Origin of the sequence: Vibrio sp. FF145 (assembly GCF_041439075.1) — a bacterium.
Classification (GTDB): domain Bacteria; phylum Pseudomonadota; class Gammaproteobacteria; order Enterobacterales; family Vibrionaceae; genus Vibrio; species Vibrio tasmaniensis_A.
This window is the reverse complement of record NZ_JBGONH010000009.1, coordinates 1-23,652: the sequence shown is the minus strand read 5'-3', so window position 1 is coordinate 23,652 and position 23,652 is coordinate 1. Positions and strand designations below refer to the sequence as shown.

At 45.0% G+C, this 23,652-nt stretch carries 23 protein-coding genes; 9 read left to right on the top strand and 14 right to left on the bottom strand.

Translation table 11 applies throughout. The features are described 5' to 3' along the window. Positions 1–169 precede the first annotated feature (169 nt). From ACED42_RS05325 to yacG, 7 genes are all read left to right on the top strand, one after another. Positions 170–622 carry a prepilin-type N-terminal cleavage/methylation domain-containing protein gene (locus ACED42_RS05325; protein ID WP_371701736.1) on the top strand — a complete coding sequence of 151 codons (453 nt, stop codon included), beginning with the start codon at positions 170–172 and terminating at the stop codon, positions 620–622. Further along, positions 622–2,307: a type IV-A pilus assembly ATPase PilB gene (gene pilB, locus ACED42_RS05320; RefSeq protein ID WP_371701734.1), complete on the top strand. Its 1,686-nt coding sequence runs from the start codon at positions 622–624 to the stop codon at positions 2,305–2,307. The genes ACED42_RS05325 and pilB overlap by 1 nt, the downstream gene beginning before the upstream one ends. A gap of 15 nt (positions 2,308–2,322) precedes the next feature. Then, on the top strand, positions 2,323–3,549 hold the full coding sequence (locus tag ACED42_RS05315) for a type II secretion system F family protein (RefSeq protein WP_371701732.1): 1,227 nt from the start codon (positions 2,323–2,325) through the stop codon (positions 3,547–3,549). Between the two features lie 68 nt (positions 3,550–3,617). Then, a complete protein-coding gene (locus ACED42_RS05310; RefSeq protein WP_086048774.1) occupies positions 3,618–4,487 on the top strand; it encodes an A24 family peptidase in 870 nt (289 codons plus the stop codon). A 2-nt stretch (positions 4,488–4,489) separates the two neighbouring features. After that, entirely contained in the window at positions 4,490–5,104 is a 615-nt protein-coding gene (coaE, locus tag ACED42_RS05305) for a dephospho-CoA kinase (protein WP_017097339.1), read from the top strand. 26 nt (positions 5,105–5,130) lie between these two features. Continuing rightward, positions 5,131–5,871: a cell division protein ZapD gene (gene zapD / locus ACED42_RS05300; protein WP_012604748.1), complete on the top strand. Its 741-nt coding sequence runs from the start codon at positions 5,131–5,133 to the stop codon at positions 5,869–5,871. Between the two features lie 80 nt (positions 5,872–5,951). After that, complete coding sequence (yacG, locus tag ACED42_RS05295) at positions 5,952–6,149, top strand: DNA gyrase inhibitor YacG (protein ID WP_017056605.1); 198 nt, start codon at positions 5,952–5,954, stop codon at positions 6,147–6,149. Between the two features lie 336 nt (positions 6,150–6,485). Here the strand turns inward: yacG and rplS are convergent, their stop codons facing one another. From rplS to ffh, 5 genes are all read right to left on the bottom strand, one after another. Continuing rightward, positions 6,486–6,839, bottom strand: a complete 354-nt coding sequence (gene rplS / locus ACED42_RS05290; RefSeq protein WP_009847607.1) for a 50S ribosomal protein L19 — start codon at positions 6,837–6,839, stop codon at positions 6,486–6,488. Positions 6,840–6,898: 59 nt separating this feature from the next. Further along, positions 6,899–7,639 (bottom strand): tRNA (guanosine(37)-N1)-methyltransferase TrmD, encoded by a 741-nt coding sequence (gene trmD / locus ACED42_RS05285; protein ID WP_004735512.1) that lies wholly within the window; start codon positions 7,637–7,639, stop codon positions 6,899–6,901. Positions 7,640–7,665: 26 nt separating this feature from the next. Further along, a complete protein-coding gene (gene rimM / locus ACED42_RS05280) occupies positions 7,666–8,220 on the bottom strand; it encodes a ribosome maturation factor RimM (protein WP_009847609.1) in 555 nt (184 codons plus the stop codon). Between the two features lie 26 nt (positions 8,221–8,246). After that, the gene (gene rpsP / locus ACED42_RS05275) at positions 8,247–8,495 is read right to left on the bottom strand and encodes a 30S ribosomal protein S16 (RefSeq protein WP_004735508.1); all 249 of its coding nucleotides are present in this window, start codon (positions 8,493–8,495) and stop codon (positions 8,247–8,249) included. Positions 8,496–8,707: 212 nt separating this feature from the next. Next, complete coding sequence (ffh, locus tag ACED42_RS05270; RefSeq protein WP_004735506.1) at positions 8,708–10,102, bottom strand: signal recognition particle protein; 1,395 nt, start codon at positions 10,100–10,102, stop codon at positions 8,708–8,710. Positions 10,103–10,302: 200 nt separating this feature from the next. Between ffh and ACED42_RS05265 the strand changes: the two genes are divergently transcribed. Together ACED42_RS05265 and ACED42_RS05260 are read left to right on the top strand one after the other, a co-directional pair. After that, on the top strand, positions 10,303–11,097 hold the full coding sequence (locus ACED42_RS05265; RefSeq protein WP_102249163.1) for an inner membrane protein YpjD: 795 nt from the start codon (positions 10,303–10,305) through the stop codon (positions 11,095–11,097). 128 nt (positions 11,098–11,225) lie between these two features. After that, positions 11,226–12,497, top strand: coding sequence for an HlyC/CorC family transporter (locus tag ACED42_RS05260; RefSeq protein ID WP_102249164.1), 1,272 nt, complete (start codon positions 11,226–11,228; stop codon positions 12,495–12,497). Between the two features lie 177 nt (positions 12,498–12,674). On the opposite strand, the gene luxS is transcribed toward ACED42_RS05260, so the two are convergent. The 9 genes from luxS to ACED42_RS05215 all read right to left on the bottom strand — a co-directional run bounded on the left by luxS (position 12,675) and on the right by ACED42_RS05215 (position 23,223). Beyond that, positions 12,675–13,193 (bottom strand): S-ribosylhomocysteine lyase, encoded by a 519-nt coding sequence (luxS, locus tag ACED42_RS05255; protein WP_009847612.1) that lies wholly within the window; start codon positions 13,191–13,193, stop codon positions 12,675–12,677. 24 nt (positions 13,194–13,217) lie between these two features. Then, positions 13,218–13,868: a hypothetical protein gene (locus tag ACED42_RS05250; protein ID WP_009847613.1), complete on the bottom strand. Its 651-nt coding sequence runs from the start codon at positions 13,866–13,868 to the stop codon at positions 13,218–13,220. A gap of 10 nt (positions 13,869–13,878) precedes the next feature. Further along, complete coding sequence (gene gshA, locus ACED42_RS05245) at positions 13,879–15,447, bottom strand: glutamate--cysteine ligase (protein WP_009847614.1); 1,569 nt, start codon at positions 15,445–15,447, stop codon at positions 13,879–13,881. A gap of 99 nt (positions 15,448–15,546) precedes the next feature. Next, positions 15,547–18,405: a pitrilysin family protein gene (locus ACED42_RS05240; RefSeq protein ID WP_009847615.1), complete on the bottom strand. Its 2,859-nt coding sequence runs from the start codon at positions 18,403–18,405 to the stop codon at positions 15,547–15,549. A gap of 9 nt (positions 18,406–18,414) precedes the next feature. After that, positions 18,415–18,876, bottom strand: coding sequence for a YqaA family protein (locus ACED42_RS05235; protein ID WP_017097357.1), 462 nt, complete (start codon positions 18,874–18,876; stop codon positions 18,415–18,417). A gap of 6 nt (positions 18,877–18,882) precedes the next feature. After that, positions 18,883–19,836: an NADP-dependent oxidoreductase gene (locus ACED42_RS05230; protein WP_009847616.1), complete on the bottom strand. Its 954-nt coding sequence runs from the start codon at positions 19,834–19,836 to the stop codon at positions 18,883–18,885. Positions 19,837–20,009: 173 nt separating this feature from the next. Further along, on the bottom strand, positions 20,010–21,140 hold the full coding sequence (locus ACED42_RS05225) for a sodium ion-translocating decarboxylase subunit beta (RefSeq protein WP_009847617.1): 1,131 nt from the start codon (positions 21,138–21,140) through the stop codon (positions 20,010–20,012). Positions 21,141–21,149: 9 nt separating this feature from the next. Then, a complete protein-coding gene (gene oadA / locus ACED42_RS05220) occupies positions 21,150–22,934 on the bottom strand; it encodes a sodium-extruding oxaloacetate decarboxylase subunit alpha (RefSeq protein WP_029225520.1) in 1,785 nt (594 codons plus the stop codon). 31 nt (positions 22,935–22,965) lie between these two features. After that, positions 22,966–23,223 (bottom strand): oxaloacetate decarboxylase subunit gamma, encoded by a 258-nt coding sequence (locus ACED42_RS05215; RefSeq protein ID WP_004741884.1) that lies wholly within the window; start codon positions 23,221–23,223, stop codon positions 22,966–22,968. Positions 23,224–23,652 lie beyond the last annotated feature (429 nt).

Here is a 23,652-nt window from a genome sequence, read left to right as displayed (position 1 = left end):
TTAACTAAGCTGATCGCATAATTTTGCGCTCCATATGAAACAACACACCAATAAATACAAAACCACTCGCGCCTGCATCTGAACACCATTCCACTTCTAAATCTCAACTTCTATTCTCTCCATCAACCGGTGCTTGCACTGAAACAAACTAAACGAATGGAATAGAACAATGAAAAACAAAAGAAAAAACCAGAAAGGCTTTACGCTGATTGAATTGATGATTGTGGTTGCGATTATTGGGGTTTTATCAGCGTTTGCCATTCCTGCATACTCAGACTACACACAAAGAACACGAGTTGCAGGTGCCGCCGCAGGGGTTTCAGGAATGAAAACAGCAGTAGCTCTGTGTGCTCAAGATCTTGGGCAATTGAATGGCTGTAATAATACTGTTGGTGATATTCCGGCAGCTATTGCTGCTGATAACGGCGCTACAATTGCTTATGTCGATGAATTAGCGATTGCTAATGGTGTAATTTCATTAACAACAACCGCCGTAACAGATGCTGGTGTTGCAATGACTCTTATCCTGACTCCAGTAATTGGCAATGGGGTAGTTCAATGGGGCCTAACAGGTACTGGTTGTACGACAGCTGGCAGAAGTATAGATTGTACAGGTAACTAATGTACGCTAACCTCCCAACCGTTCTGCTTCAGGCTAACTTGCTTAGCCTGACTCAAGAACAAGCTGTTGCAGAGCAGGTTCAAGCTTCTGGCGGGTCAACGCCAGAAGCTTTGCTCACTCTGGGCTTATTCACCGGCGAGAGTCTCGCGCATAGCATTCAAACCATCTTCGGTTTGCCGTTAGTGCAACTGGCCAATACTGACTATGAAGTCTTGTGTGAGCAATTGGGGCTTCGTGAGTTGATCACCAAATATCGAGCAATCCCGATTTCAGTTTCTAGTTCTACTCTTACGCTCGCCTCTGCCGATCCAACCGACTTGCAAGCTGAAGACGATTTTAGATTCGCGACTGGATTGCAGATAGAACTCGTTGTCGCTAACTATTCAGAATTAGAAGGCGCCATACGAAAGCTGTATGGTCGCTCTATTTCCGGGCAAGACTCCAAGCGCAAAGAGATCACCCAAGATGAGCTCGCCAATCTTGTTGAAGTGTCTGACGATGAAATAGCTTCCATTGAAGATCTCAGTCAAGACGACTCCCCTGTCAGTCGATTTATCAATCAGATACTGGTTGATGCGGTGCGTAAAGGCGCATCAGACATCCACTTCGAACCTTATGAAGAAAACTACCGAGTGCGTCTGCGTTGCGATGGCATTCTTGTTGAGGTCCAACAGCCCGCGTCTCATTTAAGCCGTCGGTTATCCGCTCGTTTAAAGATTCTCGCCAAACTTGATATCGCTGAACGTCGCTTACCTCAAGACGGCCGTATTAAGCTGCGTTTGAACGACGAGCTGGCGATCGATATGCGTGTGTCGACTCTACCGACATTGTGGGGAGAAAAGATCGTACTGCGTCTTCTAGACAGCAGCGCAGCCAATTTAGATATCGATAAATTAGGTTACAGCGAGGATCAAAAAGCGCTCTATCTCAATGCCCTAAAACGCCCCCAAGGGATGATCTTAATGACTGGGCCCACAGGCAGTGGCAAAACGGTCTCTCTTTACACTGGACTTCGCATGCTTAACACCTCTGAGCGTAATATCTCAACTGCTGAAGATCCGGTGGAGATCAACCTGTGTGGTATCAATCAGGTACAGGTGACGCCAAAGATCGGTTTTGGGTTTGCCGAAGCACTACGATCGTTCTTGCGACAAGATCCTGACGTAGTGATGGTCGGTGAGATCCGTGATTTAGAAACCGCAGAGATCGCGATCAAAGCGTCGCAAACGGGTCACTTAGTCCTCTCGACACTCCATACTAACTCAGCTTCGGAAACCGTGACTCGGCTCGCCCATATGGGGATAGAACCATTTAACCTCGCCTCGTCATTAAGCCTGATTATCGCGCAGCGACTGGCAAGGCGACTTTGCAACCACTGTAAAGCAGCTGACAACTCGCCGGACATATTTCTGCGTCACTCTATTCCTAACAGCCAAAACATCTACCAAGCCAATCCTCAAGGATGCAATGAGTGTAATCAGGGTTACTCCGGTCGAGTGGGTATCTACGAAGTGATGCCGTTTACCGACAAACTAAAAAATAGTCTGATTAATAAACCTAACGCGTTAGAGATTGAAGATCTCGCGCGTAGAGAAGGAATGAGAACACTGCAAGAATCCGGTATCGATAAGTTGCTTGAAGGCACCACTAGCTATCAAGAACTGCAACGTGTTCTGTATCTATAATCCATCGGAGCACTCATGAGCACTAAACTGCAGTCACAATTAAAAAACTACCACTGGAAAGGCATAAATAGCTCAGGCAAAAAGGTGTCAGGGCAAACCTTGGCTCTAGCCGAATTAGAAGTACGAGAAAAGCTCAAAGAGCAGCATATTCAGATTAAGAAAATCAAAAAGAAAAGTATCTCAGCAGTCACTCGTTTAACACATCGAGTCAAAGCCAAAGACATCACCATTTTGACTCGACAACTTGCGACCATGCTTGCCACTGGCGTGCCTATCGTTCAGGCCATTAAGCTAGTGTCAGACAATCACCGTAAAGCTGAAATGAAATCAATTCTATTGCACATCTGTCGAGGTGTCGAAGCGGGAACCCCTATATCAAAAGCGATGCGGACGGCAAGCTCTCACTTTGACGACCTGTACACCGACTTGGTCGCTACTGGCGAGCTTTCCGGAAACCTAGCGCAAGTCTTTGAGCGCTTAGCAACCTATAGAGAAAAGAGTGAGCAGCTAAAGTCTAAGGTCATAAAAGCACTGATTTACCCCACAATGGTGGTCGCTGTCGCTTTGACTGTCTCTTACTTAATGCTCACCATGGTCATTCCTGAATTTGAATCGATGTTTTCAGGCTTCGGGGCAGATCTCCCTTGGTTTACTCAACAAGTACTCTCCCTTTCGCATTGGGTACAGGCTTACAGTCTTTATGCTGCCGTTGGCATAGGGTTAGTCACATTATTTACCTACCAACTGCGTCAACGGTCTTATTCCATTCGTTTATCATTCAGCCGTCTAGGTTTGCGATTCCCTATTCTTGGCGGAGTATTGGCCAAAGCCTCAATCGCCAAATTCAGCCGAACCTTATCAACCAGTTTTAGTTCAGGGATTCCTATTTTAACCAGCCTGAAGACCACAGCCAAAACCGCAGGTAACCTGCATTATGAATCGGCCATCATCGAGGTTCACCGTGAAACTGCCGCTGGCATGCCGATGTATATCGCGATGCGCAATACCGATGCTTTTCCTGAGATGGTTTTACAGATGGTCATGATAGGAGAAGAGTCCGGTAACCTTGATGACATGCTCAATAAAATCGCATCTATTTATGAATTTGAAGTCGACAACACCGTCGATAATTTAGGTAAGATTCTAGAGCCACTGATCATCGTATTTTTAGGCACCGCTATTGGTGGGCTTGTTGTCGCGATGTACTTACCGATCTTTAATCTTATGAGTGTGTTAGGATAGCTCAAAGCAACCAAACACCCCTCAAGCAGAGAACCACTGCTTGTATTGATTAAGTGGTAAAGGACACTATGGAAGTATTTCACTACTATCCTTGGCTATTCCCCGTATTAGCTTTCATTTTTAGCCTTCTTATTGGCAGTTTCCTCAACGTAGTCATACACCGTTTACCGATTATGATGGAACGAGAGTGGCAACAAGAGTGCTCGGAGTATTTCTCTCAGTATAAAATTCCTGCGCCAGAGGGGAAGTTCAATCTCAGTATCCCTCGTTCGGCTTGCCCTAAATGTAAAACCCAATTAAGAATCGTCGACAATGTTCCAGTATTAAGCTGGTTGTTCTTAAAAGGGAAGTGTCATAGCTGTGCTAACCCAATCAGTGCTCGCTATCCATTGGTCGAACTGCTGACTGCAATACTATGCACCGTAGTGGCTAGCCACTTTGGTTTCAGTTACTACGCCATTGCTTTGATTTTTTTCACCTTTGCATTGATTGCCGCAACCTTTATCGACCTAGATACCATGCTGTTACCTGATCAAATCACCTTACCTTTGGTTTGGTCTGGTATCGCGTTAGCACTGTTTAACATCAGCCCAGTATCGCTTCAAGATTCCGTAGTTGGCGCAATGGCCGGCTACCTAGCTTTGTGGTCTGTTTATTGGTTGTTCAAGCTACTAACAGGCAAAGAAGGCATGGGATATGGAGACTTCAAACTCCTAGCCGCATTAGGTGCATGGCTTGGCTGGCAACACCTACCAATGATCATTCTTTTGTCGTCGCTGGTTGGTTTGGTTTTCGGCTTGATTCAACTTCGCTTGAAACAGCAAGGCATAGATAAAGCGTTCCCATTTGGACCTTACCTGGCGATTGCGGGTTGGGTAAGTTTGATGTGGGGCAATGACATCATGGGTTGGTATTTCACTTCTGTACTAGGGATTTAATCATGGCAATCATTATCGGATTAAGCGGTGGGATCGCCAGTGGTAAAACGACGGTAGCTAATCTCTTCAGCGAACATTTTCACATTGATATTGTCGATGCTGATATCGTGGCACGTGAAGTGGTGGCGTTGGGCAGTGAAGGTCTAAAACAGATTGCGACTCATTTTGGTGAAGAGGTATTGCTCGAAGATGGGGCGCTAAACCGAGCTAAACTGCGCGAAGTGATCTTTTCTGATCCCACAGAGAAACAATGGCTCAATGAACTGCTTCACCCTATGATCCGCGACAAAATTGACAGTGACCTGTCTAAAATCACATCCCCATATGGTTTATTAGTCGCACCGCTATTGGTTGAAAACCAAATGCAAGGCATGACCGATCGCGTATTAATCGTTGATGTGCCGGTAGAAGTGCAAATAGAACGTACGATGAGTCGCGATAATGTTTCTAGGGAACAAGTTAAATCAATTTTAAAATCACAGGCATCAAGAGAACAGCGCTTAGCAGTTGCAGATGACGTGATTAAAAACCATACTAAAAACCAAGAACTTTTGCCTCAAATCACAGATTTACATCAAAAGTATCTGGCAATCAGTGCAGTAGATGGGTCAGAATAGAACAATGTTGAATGAAGGTTTGCTCGATGATCACCCATAAATTTGAACATCCTCTAAATGAGAAAACACGCATCTACTTAAGAGTTGAATCACTCTTGAGGCAGTTACACTTATCTTCTGCATTTTCCGATGCTCAACAGTATCAACTCTTTTTCCGTTCTATCTTTGATCTGATTGAAATATTCGAACAGATACAACTTAAGAGCGAACTCGCAAAAGATATTGAGAAACAGCGTGTAACCTATAAAAGTTGGTTAGATGTTGAAGGTGTCGATCAAGAGATGCTGACATCATTGCTCAATGATATTAGTCATATCTATCGTGAACTGATGCAGGCGGAACGTTTTGGGCAATCATTAAAAGAGGACCGCTTCCTTAGCGCCATTCGTCAACGCTTTAACTTGCCAGGTGGCTCATGTTGCTTTGATTTACCGGCTCTACATTATTGGCTTCATCTTCCTCTTGATAAGAGAGTTAGAGATGCTGAGACATGGATGGATAGCCTACAGCCTCTGTATGAAGCACTAACACTATGGTTGAAGCTCACCAGAGAGACTGGTCACTTTAAGGATCAGATCGCTCGTACAGGTTTCTTCCAAAGCGATGCTGATGAAGCGAATATCCTTCGCCTTTCAATTCCAATGCAGTACGGTGCCTACCCGATGATCTCGGGACATAAAAACCGTTTCGCTATTAAATTTATGAGCTTTGAAACTGGGCAAGCCTGTACTCAAGATATTGAATTTGAGTTGGCTATCTGCAGCTAATTCATTTCCTTTATTGTTTGGCTTGAGTCCTCACTCGAGCCTAAACTCACTATTATTACACCTTCAAATTAAGAATCACTATGTCGAAGAAAATCACCATCGTTAAATGCCCTCAATGTAACACTGACGTTGAATGGGGCGAACAAAGCCCGCACCGCCCGTTTTGCAGCAAGCAATGTCAGATGATTGATTTCGGGGAATGGGCTGACGAAGAGAACAGCATCGCTGGTGCTCCAGACATGTCGGATAGCGATGGTTGGTCGGAAGACCCACACTAGGCGCGAGTAGCGAGTAGCGAGTAGCGAGTAGCGAGTAGCGAGTAGCGAGTAAATTTTGAAGGGTTGGCGTTTTACGGCAATCCTTTTTTATTGCCTATAACACGGCACTAATGGGGATTCCCTACTCCTTCGTCAGTCTAGGGAATGACAGCTCTGGTTGATTCAAAAACTCCCTCAGCGGTTCGACAGCCTATCACGGTATCAAGGCTTGTCATTCGTCATCCTCAGAGTGAGGAACGAGCAAGTTGGGGATCTCTTACCTGTGAGACTCTAAATAGCAGACACAAAAAAGCGGAGCCAAATGGCTCCGCTTTTATCGATAGAATGCAAAAAGAATTACTTCTTAGTAAGCTTCTCTTTAATACGAGCTGACTTACCAGAACGCTCACGTAGGTAGTACAACTTGGCACGACGTACTGCACCACGGCGTTTAACTTCGATGCTATCAACCATTGGAGAGTGAGTTTGGAACGCACGCTCTACGCCTTCACCGTTCGAGATCTTACGAACTGTGAATGCAGAGTGTAGACCACGGTTACGAATAGCGATTACAACGCCTTCGAAAGCCTGTAGACGCTCACGGTCACCTTCTTTTACCTTAACCTTAACTACAACAGTGTCACCTGGTGCGAATTTAGGAAGGTCTGATTTTAGTTGCTCTTCTTCAAGAGCCTTGATGATGTTGCTCATTTGTATAAATTCCTAGAATAAACTGATACTAAATTTAATAGGTTACTGCTTGCTTTTCGTTAAGAGCGTTGCTCTTTAATGAATTCAGCCAGTAATTGTTCCTGTTCGTCAGTCAGAGCTAGGTTTTCCAGGAGTTCTGGTCTTCTTAGCCAAGTTCGGCCCAACGATTGTTTCAATCGCCAGCGACGAATGTCCTTATGGTTTCCAGACTTGAGTACCGATGGCACATCTTTATCGTCTAGCACCTCAGGGCGCGTATAATGGGGACAATCTAGCAAACCATTTGCAAAAGAATCTTCTTCTGCTGATGCGAAATCTCCAAGTACACCCGGAACAAACCGAGAGACTGAATCAATCAACGTCATGGCTGGCAGTTCGCCACCCGTCATCACAAAATCGCCAATCGACCATTCTTCGTCGACTTCAGATTGAATAATGCGCTCATCTACCCCTTCATAGCGGCCACAAATAAGAAGCAAGTTCTCGTTTGTTGCCAACTCTTCAACACCTTTCTGGTCGAGTTTACGACCTTGAGGTGAAAGATAGATTACTTTCGTCTTTCCCGGTGCTGCTTGCTTGGCTGTTTGGATAGCATCGCGCAAAGGCTGAACCATCATTAACATGCCAGGACCACCACCGTAAGGTCTGTCATCAACAGTGCGATGTTTATCATGAGTGAAATCGCGAGGATTCCATGTCTCAATAGATAAAAGACCTTTTTTAACCGCTTGACCTGTTACTCCAAAATCAGTAACAGAACGGAACATTTCAGGAAAAAGGCTAATAATGCCAACCCACATGTGTTCTCTCGCTCTGTAATTTGGAGTTAGAATCCAGGATCCCAGTCAACTTCGATCCGGCGAGCTTCGCGATCAACTTTCTTGATCACTTGCTCTTCAAGGTACGGGATTAACCGTTCCTTTTGGCCAAAAGCATCTTTAAGATTTGCTTTGATTACTAGAACATCGTTCGAGCCAGTTTCTAATAGGTCAGTGACCTCACCAAGGTTGTAACCTTTAGTGGTAAAAACTTGCATACCGAACAATTCGCGCCAGTAGAATTCATCTTCTGACAATTCAGGTAATGAAGCAGGGTCAATAGCAATTTCAAAATTGGTCATCAGTTGCGCGTCTTCACGTACATCTAATCCCGCTAGCTTACATACATAGCCTTGACCATGACGTTTCCAGCTTTCAACTTTATACTCAACCCACTCGCCCTTTAGCTTTAAATACCAAGGACTGTAATCAAATATGCTTTCAGCATTGTCTGTGTAGGAGAACACTTTAAGCCAGCCACGAATACCATAGGTAGACCCAAGTTTACCCATAACAATTCTTTCGTTTTGCTCGCTCATCGTTTCTTTACCCTTCATCGACATAAGCTATTTCTCTTTTTAAAAAAGAATTAAGCCGCTTTTTGAGCGTCTTTAACTAGCTTAGCTACGCGGTCAGATAGAGATGCGCCTTGACCAACCCAGTGGTTAACACGATCTAGGTCTAGACGTAGACCTTCTTCTTGACCTTGAGCAGTAGGGTTAAAGAAACCTACTTTCTCGATGAAACGGCCAGTTACAGAGTTACGGCTATCCGCAACTACGATTTGATAAAATGGGCGCTTCTTTGCACCGTGACGTGCCAAACGAATGGTTACCATGTCGTCCTCTTTGCTTTCTTAATAAAATAATTAACCCCAAGTATAAGTAAATAGCTTGGGGTCTCGTGCCAAATTAAAGCCCCGGAATTTTACTCTTATTCCGGGGCAATGCAAGGGCTTTAGCTATTTTTTCACCAACATAGCCACCGTTCACTTTCTGTGACACGGCTAACACTATGAAAAGTAACGTAGCTAAAGCTTACATTTGTAGATTATCGGCCAAACGGGTTAAAACCACCACCCATTCCGCCCATACCTCCACCGCCGCCCATCATGCCTTGCATGTTGCGCATCATGCCTTTCATTCCACCTTTCTGCATTTTCTTCATCATCTTCTGCATTTGAGTGAACTGTTTAAGCATACGGTTTACATCTTGTACTTGCGTACCAGAACCTGCAGCAATACGCTTTTTGCGTGAGCCTTTGATTAGGTCTGGGCGCTGACGCTCTTTCATTGTCATAGAGTTGATGATCGCTTCCATTTGCTTGAACATCTTGTCATCAACTTTATCTTTAACGTTGTCTGGTAGCTGAGACATGCCTGGAAGCTTATCCATCATGCCCATCATGCCGCCCATGTTTTTCATCTGACCAAGTTGCTCACGGAAGTCTTCAAGGTCAAAGCCTTTCTTCTCTTTGAACTTCTTAGCCAGTTTCTCTGCTTTCTCGGTATCAACGTTTTTCTGTAGGTCTTCAATAAGAGACAGTACGTCGCCCATACCAAGGATACGAGAAGCAACACGATCTGGGTGGAATGGTTCTAATGCGTCAGTCTTTTCACCAACACCTAAGAATTTAATCGGCTTACCTGTGATGTGACGAACAGACAGTGCAGCACCACCACGCGCGTCACCATCCACTTTCGTTAAGATAACACCAGTTAGTGGTAGCGTATCGCCAAAGGCTTTTGCAGTATTCGCAGCATCTTGACCTGTCATAGCATCAACAACGAACAGCGTCTCTACTGGTTTAATGGCAGTATGAAGCTCTTTGATTTCACCCATCATCTCTTCATCGATAGCCAAACGACCGGCAGTATCGACAATTAGCACGTCGTAGAATTTCTTCTTCGCGTGGTCGATTGCAGCGTTTGCAATATCAAGAGGCTTTTGGTCAGCTGAAGATGGGAAGAAGTCGACACCAACATCGCTTGCTAAGGTTTCGAGCTGTTTGATCGCGGCTGGACGGTAAACGTCGGCAGACACAACCAAAACTTTCTTCTTATCACGCTCAGTCAGGAGCTTAGATAGCTTACCTACCGATGTGGTTTTACCCGCACCTTGTAGACCCGCCATTAAGATAACGGCTGGCGGTTGTGCTGCCAGGTCAAGAGCCTCGTTAGACTCCCCCATCACAGCTTCAAGTTCAGCTTGAACGATCTTAATGAATTCTTGACCCGGGGTGAGAGATTTAGAAACCTCAACACCTACAGCGCCTTCTTTTACGCGCTTAACAAAATCGCGGACAACTGGCAGTGCAACGTCGGCTTCAAGTAGCGCCATACGTACTTCACGCAGCGTCTCTTTAATATTGTCTTCGGTCAGGCGACCTTTACCGCTGATGTTTTTCAGCGTTTTGGATAGACGATCCGTTAAATTATCAAACATAGTTTTCTCTTCGCTCAAAACTGCGACTATTACTGTGAGTATACATTAGCGCGGATTAGAGTCATACCCGTTGTGGAGCGTTAATCATCCACGCATGTGATGTGAGACATTATTCACTTGGAATTGAATGAGGTTCACCATAGCCCCAAAGAGCGATGCGAGGTATAATTCGCCAATTAGTAATCATTTAAATGGATACCATGGACAGTCTTATTGCGATCGCAGCAGCCTTTCTTTATACAATGGCGATTTTCACGATCATTCCAGGTCTCGTGCACCAAACAGGAATCCGTGTAAAAACGGTGTTTATCAGCGCATTACTTGCTTTAGTTTTCCATGCTTGGTTGCTTGGCGATTTAATCTTTAATGCCAGTGGTCAAAACCTCAGTATCTTAAACGTTGCTTCTTTAATCAGTTTAATCATATCTGTGGTCATGAGCGGTGCTATGCTCAAAACCCGTTTGTGGTTCATCTTGCCGGTTGTTTATAGCTTCGCTGCTCTAAATCTAATGGCTGCCACTTTTCTTCCTAGTACCTTCATCAAACACTTAGAGAATGACCCGAAGCTGTTGCTACACATATCTTTAGCTCTGTTCTCATACGCGACACTTACCATCGGTGCGCTATACGCTATGCAACTCGCGTGGCTAGATCACAAACTTAAAAAGAAAAAAGCCTTAGTGATAAACCCTAACCTACCTCCTTTAATGATGGTGGAAAGACAGCTTTTCAAGATCATTTTAATCGGTAATGGTTTGTTAACAGGTACTTTATTAACTGGACTTATCTTCGTACAAGATATGTTTGCTCAAGGTAAAGCACATAAAGCGGTATTGTCTTTTATAGCTTGGGTTATCTATTCCATCCTTCTTTGGGGTCACTATCAGAAAGGTTGGCGTGGGCAAAAAGTCACATGGTTTGCCCTTGCGGGTGCCACCATGCTCACATTAGCTTACTTCGGTAGCCGCTTCGTTCAGGAAATAATCCTGAATTAGTCAGTATAATGAAGGCAAGGTCTCACACACCTTGCCTTTAAAATATTGAGTACGATACATTCAATTGACATCTCGACCATGTTCGGTCATAAATTAATCAAGATACAAAAAAAAGGAAAAGAATAGTTTTGGACGACATATCAACGGGTATCTTATTTGCGCTACTCGCGTGTCTCATTGTAATTTCTGGTTATTTCTCTGGTTCCGAAACGGGCATGATGTCCTTGAACCGCTACCGTTTAAAGCACTTGGCCAATACGGGTCATAAAGGTGCCAAACGCGTAGAAAAACTTCTAAGTCGCCCAGACAGATTGATTGGCCTTATTCTCATCGGCAACAATCTCGTCAATATTCTTGCATCCGCGATCGCGACTATTCTTGGTATGCGTATCTACGGAGATATCGGTGTTGCAATCGCAACCGGAGCCCTGACCCTGGTGATCCTCGTGTTTGCTGAGGTTACACCAAAAACCATTGCTTCTCTTTTCCCTGAACGAGTTTCTTACGCCAGCAGCATTCTATTAATAATACTGATGAAGGTGCTATCTCCATTGGTTATCTTGGTCAACTTTATTACCAATGGCTTCATTCGTATCTTAGGCGTTAAAGCTAACCATGATGCAACCGATCATCTAAGCTCAGAAGAACTCAGAACCGTAGTAAATGAAGCGGGTAGCCTAATACCACAGCGTCACCAAGATATGTTGGTGTCTATTCTCGATTTAGAACACGTCACCGTGAATGACATAATGGTGCCACGTAACGAGATCACCGGCATCGACATCACTGATGATTGGAAATCGATCGTGCGTCAGCTCACTCATTCACCTCATGGTCGCATCGTGTTGTACCGTGATCAGATAGATGAAGTGGTTGGCATGCTGAGGCTACGTGAAGCTTATCGCTTGATGCTCGAAAAGAACGAATTCAATAAAGAGACCCTGCTGCGTGCTGCAGATGAGATCTACTTTATTCCGGAAGCGACACCGCTTAACACCCAACTGCTTAAATTCCAACGCAACAAACAGCGTATCGGTTTGATTGTTGATGAGTATGGCGATATTAACGGTTTGGTTACCCTCGAAGATATTCTCGAAGAGATCGTGGGCGAATTTACGACTTCAATCGCACCAAGTTTATCTGAAGAGATCACACCACAAAGCGATGGTAGCTTCTTGATTGAAGGCAGCGCTAATATCCGAGATATCAACAAAGGTTTGCAGTGGGCACTGCCTACCGATGGACCAAGAACACTTAATGGTTTGATACTGGAGCATCTTGAAGATATTCCAGAGAGTCACCTGAGTGTTCAGGTTGCCAGCCATCCAATGGAAATTGTTGAGCTCGAAGAGAATCGCATCAAGCTGGTGCGTGTGTTTCCGCAGATCGTAAACGGATAGAGGCGACTCATTATATGAGAGTAACCCACTGAGTTACCAACTAAGTCCCTCTACAACAAAAGGCCCGGTTCATTGAACCGGGCCTTTTAGTATCTAGCTCTTTTTGTATCTAGCTCGCTCACTCTCTAGTGCAAAATGTATCTAGAGTGAAGCGCATTCAATGTGAACCAAAAATGATTAGTCGATTTTAAGCTCTTGAAGCATCGACTCTGGCAATGCCAGTTCATCATTTTTGTTTACTGAAATACCGGTAGCGATGATTGCATTCGCAATCTCTTTAGCTTCATCTAAGGAATGCATTGCCGCAGTACCACACTGGTATTCGTTCAACTCAGGGATCTTATTCTGGTTCTCAACTTTCAGTACGTCTTGCATAGCCGCTAACCAAGCTTCAGCCACTTGCTGCTCTGAAGGCGTACCAATCAAGCTCATATAGAAACCGGTACGACACCCCATAGGCGATATATCAATGATTTCAACCGCAGAGCCATTGAGGTGAGCACGCATGAACCCAGCGTATAGGTGCTCGAGAGTATGAATACCTCTCTCAGATAGGATATCTTTGTTTGGCGCAGTAAAACGCAGGTCAAATACCGTAATGGTATCCCCTTTTGGGGTTTGCATTGTTTTAGCAACACGAACTGCAGGTGCGTTCATGCGCGTGTGATCAACAGTAAAACTATCTAATAAAGGCATTGCTATTCTCCATGACGATTGGCTTTAAAAAAACCAACTTCGATTGTCTTCTAGTTCTTTTCGGCACTGTTTAAGTTGCCATCCATAATCTTTTGCTTGCTGTTCGACTTTGCGAGCCACCTTAATCAACGATGGTTTGCTGTTGTATGATTTGCGCTTATAGCCACCACGGCCTTCATGATAAGCCAGATATTGGTTATACGGGTCCCATAATGAGATTCCTAACTGACGGCGCGTCTCGCTGGTGTACCAACCAATGAACATTAATGCATCATCAAAATTGGTTCTCGAACCACCATTATTGGTCGCTTTTTGAAAGTCTTCCCAAGCAGGGTCTTGAGCTTGTGCATAGCCATAGGCACTACTGACTCTTCCCCACGGTATAAAGCCAAGAATATAATCTTTTGGTGGACGCGCATCATGTCGAAAGCTGCTCTCTTGTTTAACAAAAGCCATCGCGACGTTAATCGGTGTGCCCCACTCATCTTGCATATCGACCGCATCTTCATACCAAGAAGGGTGCTCTCTGAAGATGCTGCATATATTATTTTGCTGCTTAGGAGGAGGCGTCGCACATCCAACCAATAGGCTAGAGACAATACCAACAGTCACGACTGGTAACCATTTTCCACCCACATGAGTAGACTGACCTAATAAGGCTTGCTTCCTTTCCACCAAAGTCTCGCTATGCTTTTAAATATGAAAAATAGTCCGTTAAGAAACTATCAAAATCTTGAGTGCTCGCTTCTTCACTTTGCTGTTGAGCAATGACAGAGCGTTGAACTTCCGCTTCCATTAACTCAGCAGAATAAACTTTATATTGGTGTGCCTTGTGTTGTTGAGCATACGTTTTTCCTAACGCACAACCCACTTTACCCAAACCACCCAATTTCTTGGTCTCTTCTAATAACTGGCCAGAAATGGTCAACTCAGGGTTATCAATCCAGGCTTCAAGCGTATCGCACGTTTCTTGGTATGCACGACCACCTTGCTCAGCATCCATCAACTCAGCGATAACTCGAAGATCTTTGAATACATTTTTAGCCCAGTCTTGCAGAGACAGTCTTTCTCCATCACAACCAATCTTGAGCTCTAAACCAACCTGACGACCTTCTAAGATCACCTTGTTCCAGTTATCGCGCCAGCATTCAAGTTCGCAGTTATCCATCTCAGCAGAGTCTGATAACACGCTCCACGTTAGGAATAAATCTAAGAAGCGAACTTGCTGTTCATTGATGCCAATTGAACTGAATGGGTTTACGTCTAAAGAGCGAACCTCGATGTACTCAACGCCAGCACGAGCCAGTGCTTCAGATGGTTTCTCGCCACTTTTCGCCACACGCTTAGGACGGATTGGAGCATAAAGCTCATTCTCAATTTGCAGTACGTTGCTATTTAGTTGACGGTATTCCCCATCAACCTTAGTGCCAATCTCAGCGAATTCTTCTGATGGTGTGCGAATCGCTTGATTCAAACCTTCAAGGTATTGGTCTAGGCTGTTGAAGCCAATCTTCAGTACACTTTGCGCACTGTTGGTGTAACCAAGGTCACTTAAGCGCAATGCCGTTGCTTTGGGTAGATACAGTGTTTCTCCAACCTTTTCAAAAGGTAGGTTGGTTTCTCTTCCTTTGATAAAAGAAGAACATAGCGCAGGTGAAGCACCGAAGAAGTATGGGATTAACCAACCAAAGCGGTAGTAATTACGAATCAAACCGAAGTACGCATCTGATTTAGCTTCGCAACGCGCTTCTTCGGTTTGCTCTCCAAACAGACTGTCCCAAAAGCTTTCTGGGAAAGAGAAGTTGAAGTGAACACCCGAAATAATCTGCATCAGACTACCGTAGCGACGCTTTAGGCCTTCACGATATAGCGTCTTCATCTTACCGTTGTTAGAAGTACCGTATTGCGCAAGCTGAATGTAATCTTCACTCCCCACATAACAAGGCATAGAGAGTGGCCACAGCTTTTCGCCGTCTAACTTGGTTTGAGTGAAGTGATGGATATCAGACAACTGATTCAAAAGCGTCGGAACGTCGTTAGAAACAGGCGTGATAAACTCCAGTAGCGACTCAGAGAAATCGGTCGTTACCCATTCGTTCATCAACGCAGATCCTAAAGCCTTAGGGTGCGGCCCAGTAGCAAGATGCCCATCTTCCGTGTAGCGCAATGTTTCCCTTTCAACACCACGACCAAATTGAGAGAAGGTCTTAGGGTTGGTTGCAACTTGCTTTAGTCGCGCAGCAAAATCAGTCAAAATTCTGTTCACTTATCTTATATTGTTCTTATTAGAACTATCATAAATTAGGTTGGAGGAGAAAAGTAGAATCTCTTCCCTCCCCCTTTAATGTGTACTCTAACGAATGATTTCAAGCTCTTCTATTGGAATATCTAACTTTTCTAATTGAGGGCGCAGCGAAGTCGCGTCACCAACAACAATTATTTGATAATCATTCGGGTCAAACCATTTCTTCGAGAGCTCATTTAAAGTCTCTTTTGAAACCGTTTCTACTATCTGGTTGCGCTGCTGTAGGTAGTCTTCATCAAGGCTCAGCGTAACAATATTACTCAACAATCCAGCCTTTTGACTTGGTGTTTCGTATTTAAGCGCATCTTGTTGACCGACGGCAAGGCGCATAAATTTCACCTCTTCGTCAGTTAATCCACTCTGACTAAATTCATTTAGCTCAGCAATAAACTCTTGAATTGATGGAACCGTCGCATTGGCTCTAACTTGAGCACTAAACACTACCGCACCAGTTTCACGCGTACTCGCAAAGTAACCGCTTGCACCGTAAGTGTAGGCTTTGTCTTCACGCAGGTTCTGGTTGATGCGGCTATTGAAGTTACCGGCTAAATTAAAGTTAGCCAATTGACTTAAATACAATTCACCGGTCGCATCAAACGGTAACCCTTTACGAACTAAGCGTACAATACTTTGTGGTGCTCCCGGCTTATCCACTAAGTACAAGTTCTGGCCCGAAAGCTCCTTGATGATCTGTGGACGAGTGAGTGGTGCAGCGTCACCTTGCCATTCTTCAAAGAACTGAAGCTGCTTTCCAACCTCCTCCTTCGTGATGTCCCCTACAATAACAATATTAGCTCCCTCAGGAGTATAGTGCTGACTGTAAAACAGTTTTACATCGTCTAGAGTTAACGATTCTAGAGAATCCTTGGTGCCATCACTCGCTCGACCAAAAATACTGCTACCGAACAACACCTCTCGGGTTGCTTGAGAAGCCATCCAGCTCGGTTGTTGATGCTGATACACTACGCCTTCTAACATCTGACTCTTAACGCGTTCGAAATCTTGAACATCAAACTTAGGCTCAAATAGAACTTCTTGCACGATCGCTAAGGTTTGAGGCAGGTTTTTCTCTAACGTCGAGACCGAAATATCTGTGGTATAGCTGCCAGCACTAATGCTAACGCTACTACCAAGCTTATCTAAGGTGGCCTGTAACTCTTCAACCGTTCGTTTAGTCGAACCTTCTTCCATCATCGATGCAGTTAGGTTCGCCAAACCCTCTTGACCTTTACCAACATAGCGCTCACCCGCAGGGAGTTGAATTTGTAGCTGCACTGTCGGCGTTTCGCTAGTCACAGTACCAATCAAGTCAGTACCATTAGCAAAATGCATGCGATACAGCTCAGGCATGGTCGCTTCAACACCAAAGTTCACTTCAGGCATCACGCTGCGATCAAATGTGTTCGGTGCCTTTCTGAAATCCAATTGTTCTTCTGTCACTTTGCTGTATTCAGGAAGGGTACGAGCAGGAGTGCTAAATGTAGCCTCGCGAACCGCTAAGTCGAGTTTTTTCTTAGGAACCACACTCAAGGTAACCTTGTGCTTACCTTCGATAAAATCTCGGTACGCCTTGCTTACGCTTTCAGGGGTAACAGATCGGATTTGATCGAGTTTTGATTCAATACGATCAGGCTGGCCATAGAAGGTTTGATTTGACGCGAGCTGTGAAACCTTGCCTCTAACACTTTGCAGTGCAAACACCGCATTCGCTTCAGCCATGCCGGTAATTTGATCTAGACGATCTTGTTCCACACCGCCTTTCGAAAATTGTTCTAGGGTTTCCATCAGTTCTTTATTAAGAACCGTCAAATCCCCCTTTTCACCTGAGTCACCCATCGCATAGACATACATAGTACAAGCGAGCTCAGCACAATCGTGGAAAGAGCCTGCACTCACCGCTTTTTGCGTTTTTACGAGGTTTTGGTACAGATAACTGTTGGTCCCTGAACCTAACACGTTAGACAGCGCATTCAGTGAAGCTTGCGTATCTTCACCGCGGTAGGTTGTTGGCCAACCAACAAGCACCATCGGCTGACGAACGTTGTCTTCTAACGTGATGTACTTATCTTCTGTTAGAACAGCTGGTTGCTTCTCAGCAGCCTTAACTTCCGGACCTTGAGGGATTGGTCCAAAGTACTGATTAACCCACTCTAGCGTGTCATCAACGTCGATATCACCACCGATAGTCAGTACCGCATTATTTGGGCCGTACCAACGTAGGAAGAACGCCTTAAGGTCATTCACATCAACACGGTCTAGATCTTCCACATAACCGATTGGTTGCCATGAGTAAGGATGACCTTCAGGGTAAAGCGCTTCACCCATGCGTTCCCACATCAAGCCATAAGGACGGTTTTCATAACTTTGAGCACGTTCGTTTTTAACCGTGCCTCTTTGAACTTCGAATTTCTTCTGAGAAACCGCATCCAATAAAAAACCCATTCGGTCTGATTCTAACCACAACATTTTCTCAAGTTGGTTAGATGGAACGGTTTCAAAATAGTTAGTACGATCACGGTTAGTCGTGCCGTTTAACGAGCCACCCGCCTCGGTAATGATCTTAAAGTGCTGCTGGTCACCGACGTTCTCAGAGCCTTGGAACATCATGTGTTCGAAGAAATGAGCAAAGCCCGATTTGCCTATTTCTTCACGAGCTGAGCCGACATGATAGGTAACATCCACATGTACAAGAGGATCAGAATCATCAGGGGAAAGAATAACTGTCAGGCCGTTTTCAAGCTGATATTTGGTGTAAGGGATCACCACTTTATCTTTAGAAGGCTTAACCTCTTCTAACAGAGTGACACCTTCAGGTAACGAGGAAAAGAAGGGTGTAGAGCTAGGTACATTGTAAGAACAGCCTGCAATGGCGATAAGGGAAAATGTACCAAGTAAAACCTTTTTCATAGGTTCTCCTTAGAAAAAACCGAAGTAGATAGCAGCAAGTAAGCTGTAGCGAGCGGCTTTGCCAATCGCTATCAAAATAACGCTAGGAATAAATTTCATCCTTAACCAACCCGCGGCTAAGCACAAAGGGTCACCAATGATCGGCAACCAACTGAATAACAGTGTCCAATAGCCATAGCGGCTCAGCCAAGCCATAGCCTTATGACCATGCTTTTCAGATTGAGTTCGATTAGGCAGCCACAAACCAATCCAATAGTTGGTCAGCCCGCCTAAAGTATTACCGAGTGTCGCCAGAAGAATGATTGATGATGTTGAGAACTGTTCTAAGCTCAATGCTGCCACAAGGCTTGCTTCTGAGCCCCCTGGTAACAATGTGGCACTCAAGAAGCCACTAATGAAGAGCACCCACAGCGCCGAGTCAGAAAACCACAACGCTATGTTTTCAAAAAGAGAATTAAAGAACTCTAGCACTGCATATTAACCTTCTTGCATTTTAAGTAGTACCTTGCCTCTGGTGTGTCCGGTTTCTACTTGTAGATGCGCCGACTGTGCTTCATCTAACGGGTAGATAGTTTGAATTTCTGTTTTGAGCAATCCTACGCTAACCATGTAAAGCATAGTGTCCATTTGCTCTGGATTTGGCTCAACGAGCATACCTGAAGCAGTGAAACCCAATAATGTCGCTTTCTCGCAAATTAATTCAGCAGACAGCGTAGGCACCGTTACCACTCTCGCACCATCTTTCAAACACTTCAACGCATCAAGCGCGGTATCACCCCCCACTAAATCAATCAGTACATCAACATCAGAGACTCTTTCCGATGCTGGCGCAAATTTATAGTTAATCGCATGAGCGCCTAACGTAGCAAGGTAATCAAGGTTGGCCTCGCTGCAGGTCGTGTAAACCTCAGCTTTTGCAGCCACTGCGATTTGAACCGCAAGATGACCAACGCCGCCAGCACCCGCTAAGATGAGTACGCGATCGCCCTCTTTCACTTCCGCTTTGTTAAGCGCTTGTGCTGCGGTCTGGCTAGCGAGTGGTAAAGCTGCAGCCGCTTCTAACGCAACCGAATCTGGGACCATACTTAATGCGACCTCTGGAACACACACATACTGGCTATAACCGCCACCTTGCAGTGGAAAACCAATAAAGCCGGCTACGTTATCACCAACAGTAAAACGCTCTGCCTGTTCGCCTAGCGTGACAATTTGCCCTGAAATATCGTAACCAGGAACCCAAGGAAGGTTGTCTTTGTTTTGTGCTGCCGCCCAACCAAGGCCAGCACGGGTTTTCACATCAATAGGATTAACGCCTGAAAAGGAAACTTTAACCACCACTTCTCCGGCCTTAGGCTCAGGAATAGTACTGGTTTGAATACTGAGGTTTTCGACGCCGCCGAATTGAGTAATCGCAATCTGTTTATTTTCCATTTCCACATTTCCTTGATTGATAGAAGCCCTGATGAGTAAGCACCCTAATTAATAAAAAGAAAGGGATGCGAAAGCATCCCTTTGACTATAAACCATTTAATAAGGCGAAGTTAACCGCTCATGCGTAAATTGACGACCAATTAACGTAACGAGCAGCATAGCCAAGTAACTCATTAACCTACGAGAGCTAATAGGATACCCGCAGCAACGGCACTACCAAGTACACCCGCTACGTTCGGACCCATCGCATGCATCAACAGGAAGTTCTGAGGGTTTGCCTCAAGTCCAACCTTATTCACAACACGAGCCGCCATCGGAACCGCTGATACACCAGCGGCGCCAATCAGTGGGTTAATGTCTTCTTTCGAGAAGCGGTTCAGCAGCTTCGCCATCAATACACCACCAGCCGTACCAATACTAAACGCCACCGCGCCTAAACCTAGAATACCCAGTGTCTCTAAGTTCAAGAACGTATCCGCTTGAAGCTTAGAGCCAACACCTAGGCCAAGGAAAATAGTCACAACGTTAATCAGTTCGTTTTGGGCTGTTTTTGAAAGACGATCAACCACACCCGCTTCACGCATTAAATTACCCAAACAGAACATACCTACTAGAGGGGTTGCTGAAGGTAGGAACAAAATCGTCATCAGCAGTACAGCTAGCGGGAAAAGGATCTTCTCAGCTTTGCTTACATGACGAAGTTGAGCCATCTTAATTTGGCGCTCTTCAGGAGACGTTAACGCTTTCATGATTGGTGGCTGAATAATAGGAACTAAAGCCATGTAGCTATACGCCGCTACCGCAATCGCACCTAATAGATCAGGAGATAGCTTGCTAGCCAAAAAGATCGCGGTTGGGCCATCGGCACCACCAATGATCGCAATTGACGAAGCATCTGCCATTGAGAACTCCATTCCTGGTACATAGTTCAGCAAGATCGCGCCAAATAGTGTTGCGAATATACCAAACTGAGCAGCAGCCCCGAGCCACAGTGTTTTAGGGTTAGCAATCAACGCACCAAAGTCCGTCATAGCTCCAACACCCATAAAGATCAGCAGTGGAAAAATGCCAGTTTCAATACCAATGTAGTAAACGTAGTAAAGCAAACCTCCGGGATCCGTGAATCCAGCATTTGGAATATTGGCTAATACAGCACCAAAACCAATAGGTAACAGCAGTAAAGGTTCAAACCCTTTGCGAATTGCCAAAAACAACAGTGAGCAACCAACCAACATCATACAGATCTGGCCGAACTCAAAGTTAGCAATCCCTGTTTCAGACCATAAGGTCATCAATCCTTCCATGGTACTCCCTTACGCTAAGCTTAGTAGTGGAGCGCCTACAGTAACTGCATCGCCTTCTTTAACATTCAATTCTTGAACGATACCACTTCGAGCAGCTCGAACTTCCGTTTCCATTTTCATCGCTTCTAGGATCAGCAGAACATCACCTTCGGCCACTTCAGTACCCGCCTGAACGATGACTTTAAAGATGTTGCCCGCTAACGGAGCTGGAACCGCTTCTGCATCAGAAGCCGCAGCAGGTGCTGCTTGAGCCGCTTGTGCTGGTTTCGCTGATGGAGATACCGATGTCAGTTCACCTTGAGGGCCAACCTCAACATCATAAACTTGACCATCAACCTTCACGCTGTAGCTCTCAATGCCGCCAGCAGCAGGTTGTGGTGCAACCGCAACAGAAGTTGCAGCTTCAGCCGTTGGTGCAGGTTCAAACGCTTCAGGGTTGTGACGGTTTTTAAGGAACTTAAGACCCACTTGTGGGAATAGTGCGTACGTCAGTACATCATCAACGGTATCTTCAGCGAGTGAAATACCATCTGATTTCGCTTTTTCTAAAAGGTCAGTCGTTAACGTATCCATTTCAGACTTAAGTAAATCAGCAGGACGACACGTGATTGGCTCAGCACCATCTAACACTTTCGCTTGCAGTTCAGCATCAACCTCAGCAGGAGCTTGACCGTATTCGCCTTTCAGTAGACCCGCAGTCTCTTTAGTGATGCTCTTGTAGCGCTCACCCGTTAGAACGTTGATAACCGCTTGAGTACCGACAATCTGAGAAGTAGGTGTTACCAAAGGAATGTAACCCAACTCTTTACGTACGCGTGGGATCTCTTCTAGAACTTCATCCATGCGATCGGCAGCGCCTTGCTCTTTAAGCTGGCCTTCCATGTTGGTTAACATGCCGCCAGGAACTTGAGCGATCAAGATTCGAGAATCGACACCTTTTAGCTGGCCTTCCCATTTCGCATACTTTTTACGTACATCACGGAAGTAAGCCGCGATTGGTTCGATTTGGTCTAGTTTGAGATTCGTGTCGCGCTCTGTGCCTTCTAGCATAGCAACAACCGTTTCGGTTGGTGTATGGCCGTAAGTACAGCTCATAGAAGAGATTGCGGTGTCTAGAATATCAATACCCGCTTCAACAGCTTTAACGGCTGTAGCGGTTGATAGACCCGTTGTCGCGTGGCTATGCAGCGCTAGAGGCACATCACAAGACGCTTTGATGCGAGTGATTAGCTCTTCCGCTTCATAAGGCTTTAATAAACCTGACATATCTTTGATGCATAGTGAATGACAACCTAGATCCTCTAGGCGCTTAGCCAAATCAACCCACGTATCTGAGTTGTGAACCGGACTGGTTGTGTAAGACAACGTACCTTGAGCGTGGCCGCCAACATCAATCGTTGCTTTCACTGCGGTTTCAAAGTTACGTACGTCATTCATCGCATCAAAAATACGGAATACGTCCATGCCGTTACTATGGGCACGTTCAACAAACTTTTCTACTACATCATCCGCGTAGTGACGGTAACCCAATAAATTTTGACCACGCAGTAGCATCTGCATTGGTGTGTTGGGCATCGCTTTTTTCAGCTCTCGTAAACGTTCCCACGGATCTTCTCCAAGAAAACGGATGCACGAATCAAACGTTGCGCCGCCCCAAGTCTCAAGTGACCAGTAACCGACTTTATCCAGTTCTGCCGCAATTGGCAGCATATCTTCGATACGCATACGAGTAGCAAATAGTGACTGGTGCGCGTCACGAAGTACCACATCTGTGATAGCTAGTGGTTTAGACATGCTCATAAACTCCTTTTTAATCCTTTAAATGCTACTTAGCAGTAGACGCACGGTATTGATGAACCGCGGCCGAAATTGCTGCCACTACCTGTGGACTAACAGCTGAAGGGTTTGATTGTGATTTTTGAATTTTTTTAGGTGCTGCGATCGGCTCCGGTACTTCTTCTGGTACCAGTTTTGACATCAACCGAACGAGGTAAACTAGAATAGTTAAGAAAATAAAGACAACGGACATCCCCGTTATCATTAGAGTCGCCGCATCTCCTAGCAGGCTTCCAATATTAGTCATGTTGCTTCCTTTCTTCGTCATCCTGACATACGTACAGGATTTCAGCGAATAGTGATCCCGACCCATGGATTATCTCGATTGGTAAAAGTTTGTCAATTTTGTTTAAGGTTCTGTTACGGATAACGCACACATAAGGTTAATTATTCGCCTATCAGATCACATAAATCTGTCAAATGAGTCATTTTTAGATATTTAAACTGTGACTTAAACGGGGCTTTTCTGAGAATTGATATGAGAAAGGTGGAATAACAAAGAAGCAATCAAGAATTACTTTAAATACAACAAGTTAAAAACACCACAAATTTAACATTGTTGCAACAAATTTATAGCGGACATAAAAAAAGCCTCGTAAAAACGAGGCTTTCTCTAATAATGTGGTGCGCCCTGGAGGATTCGAACCTCCGACCGCCTGGTTCGTAGCCAGGTACT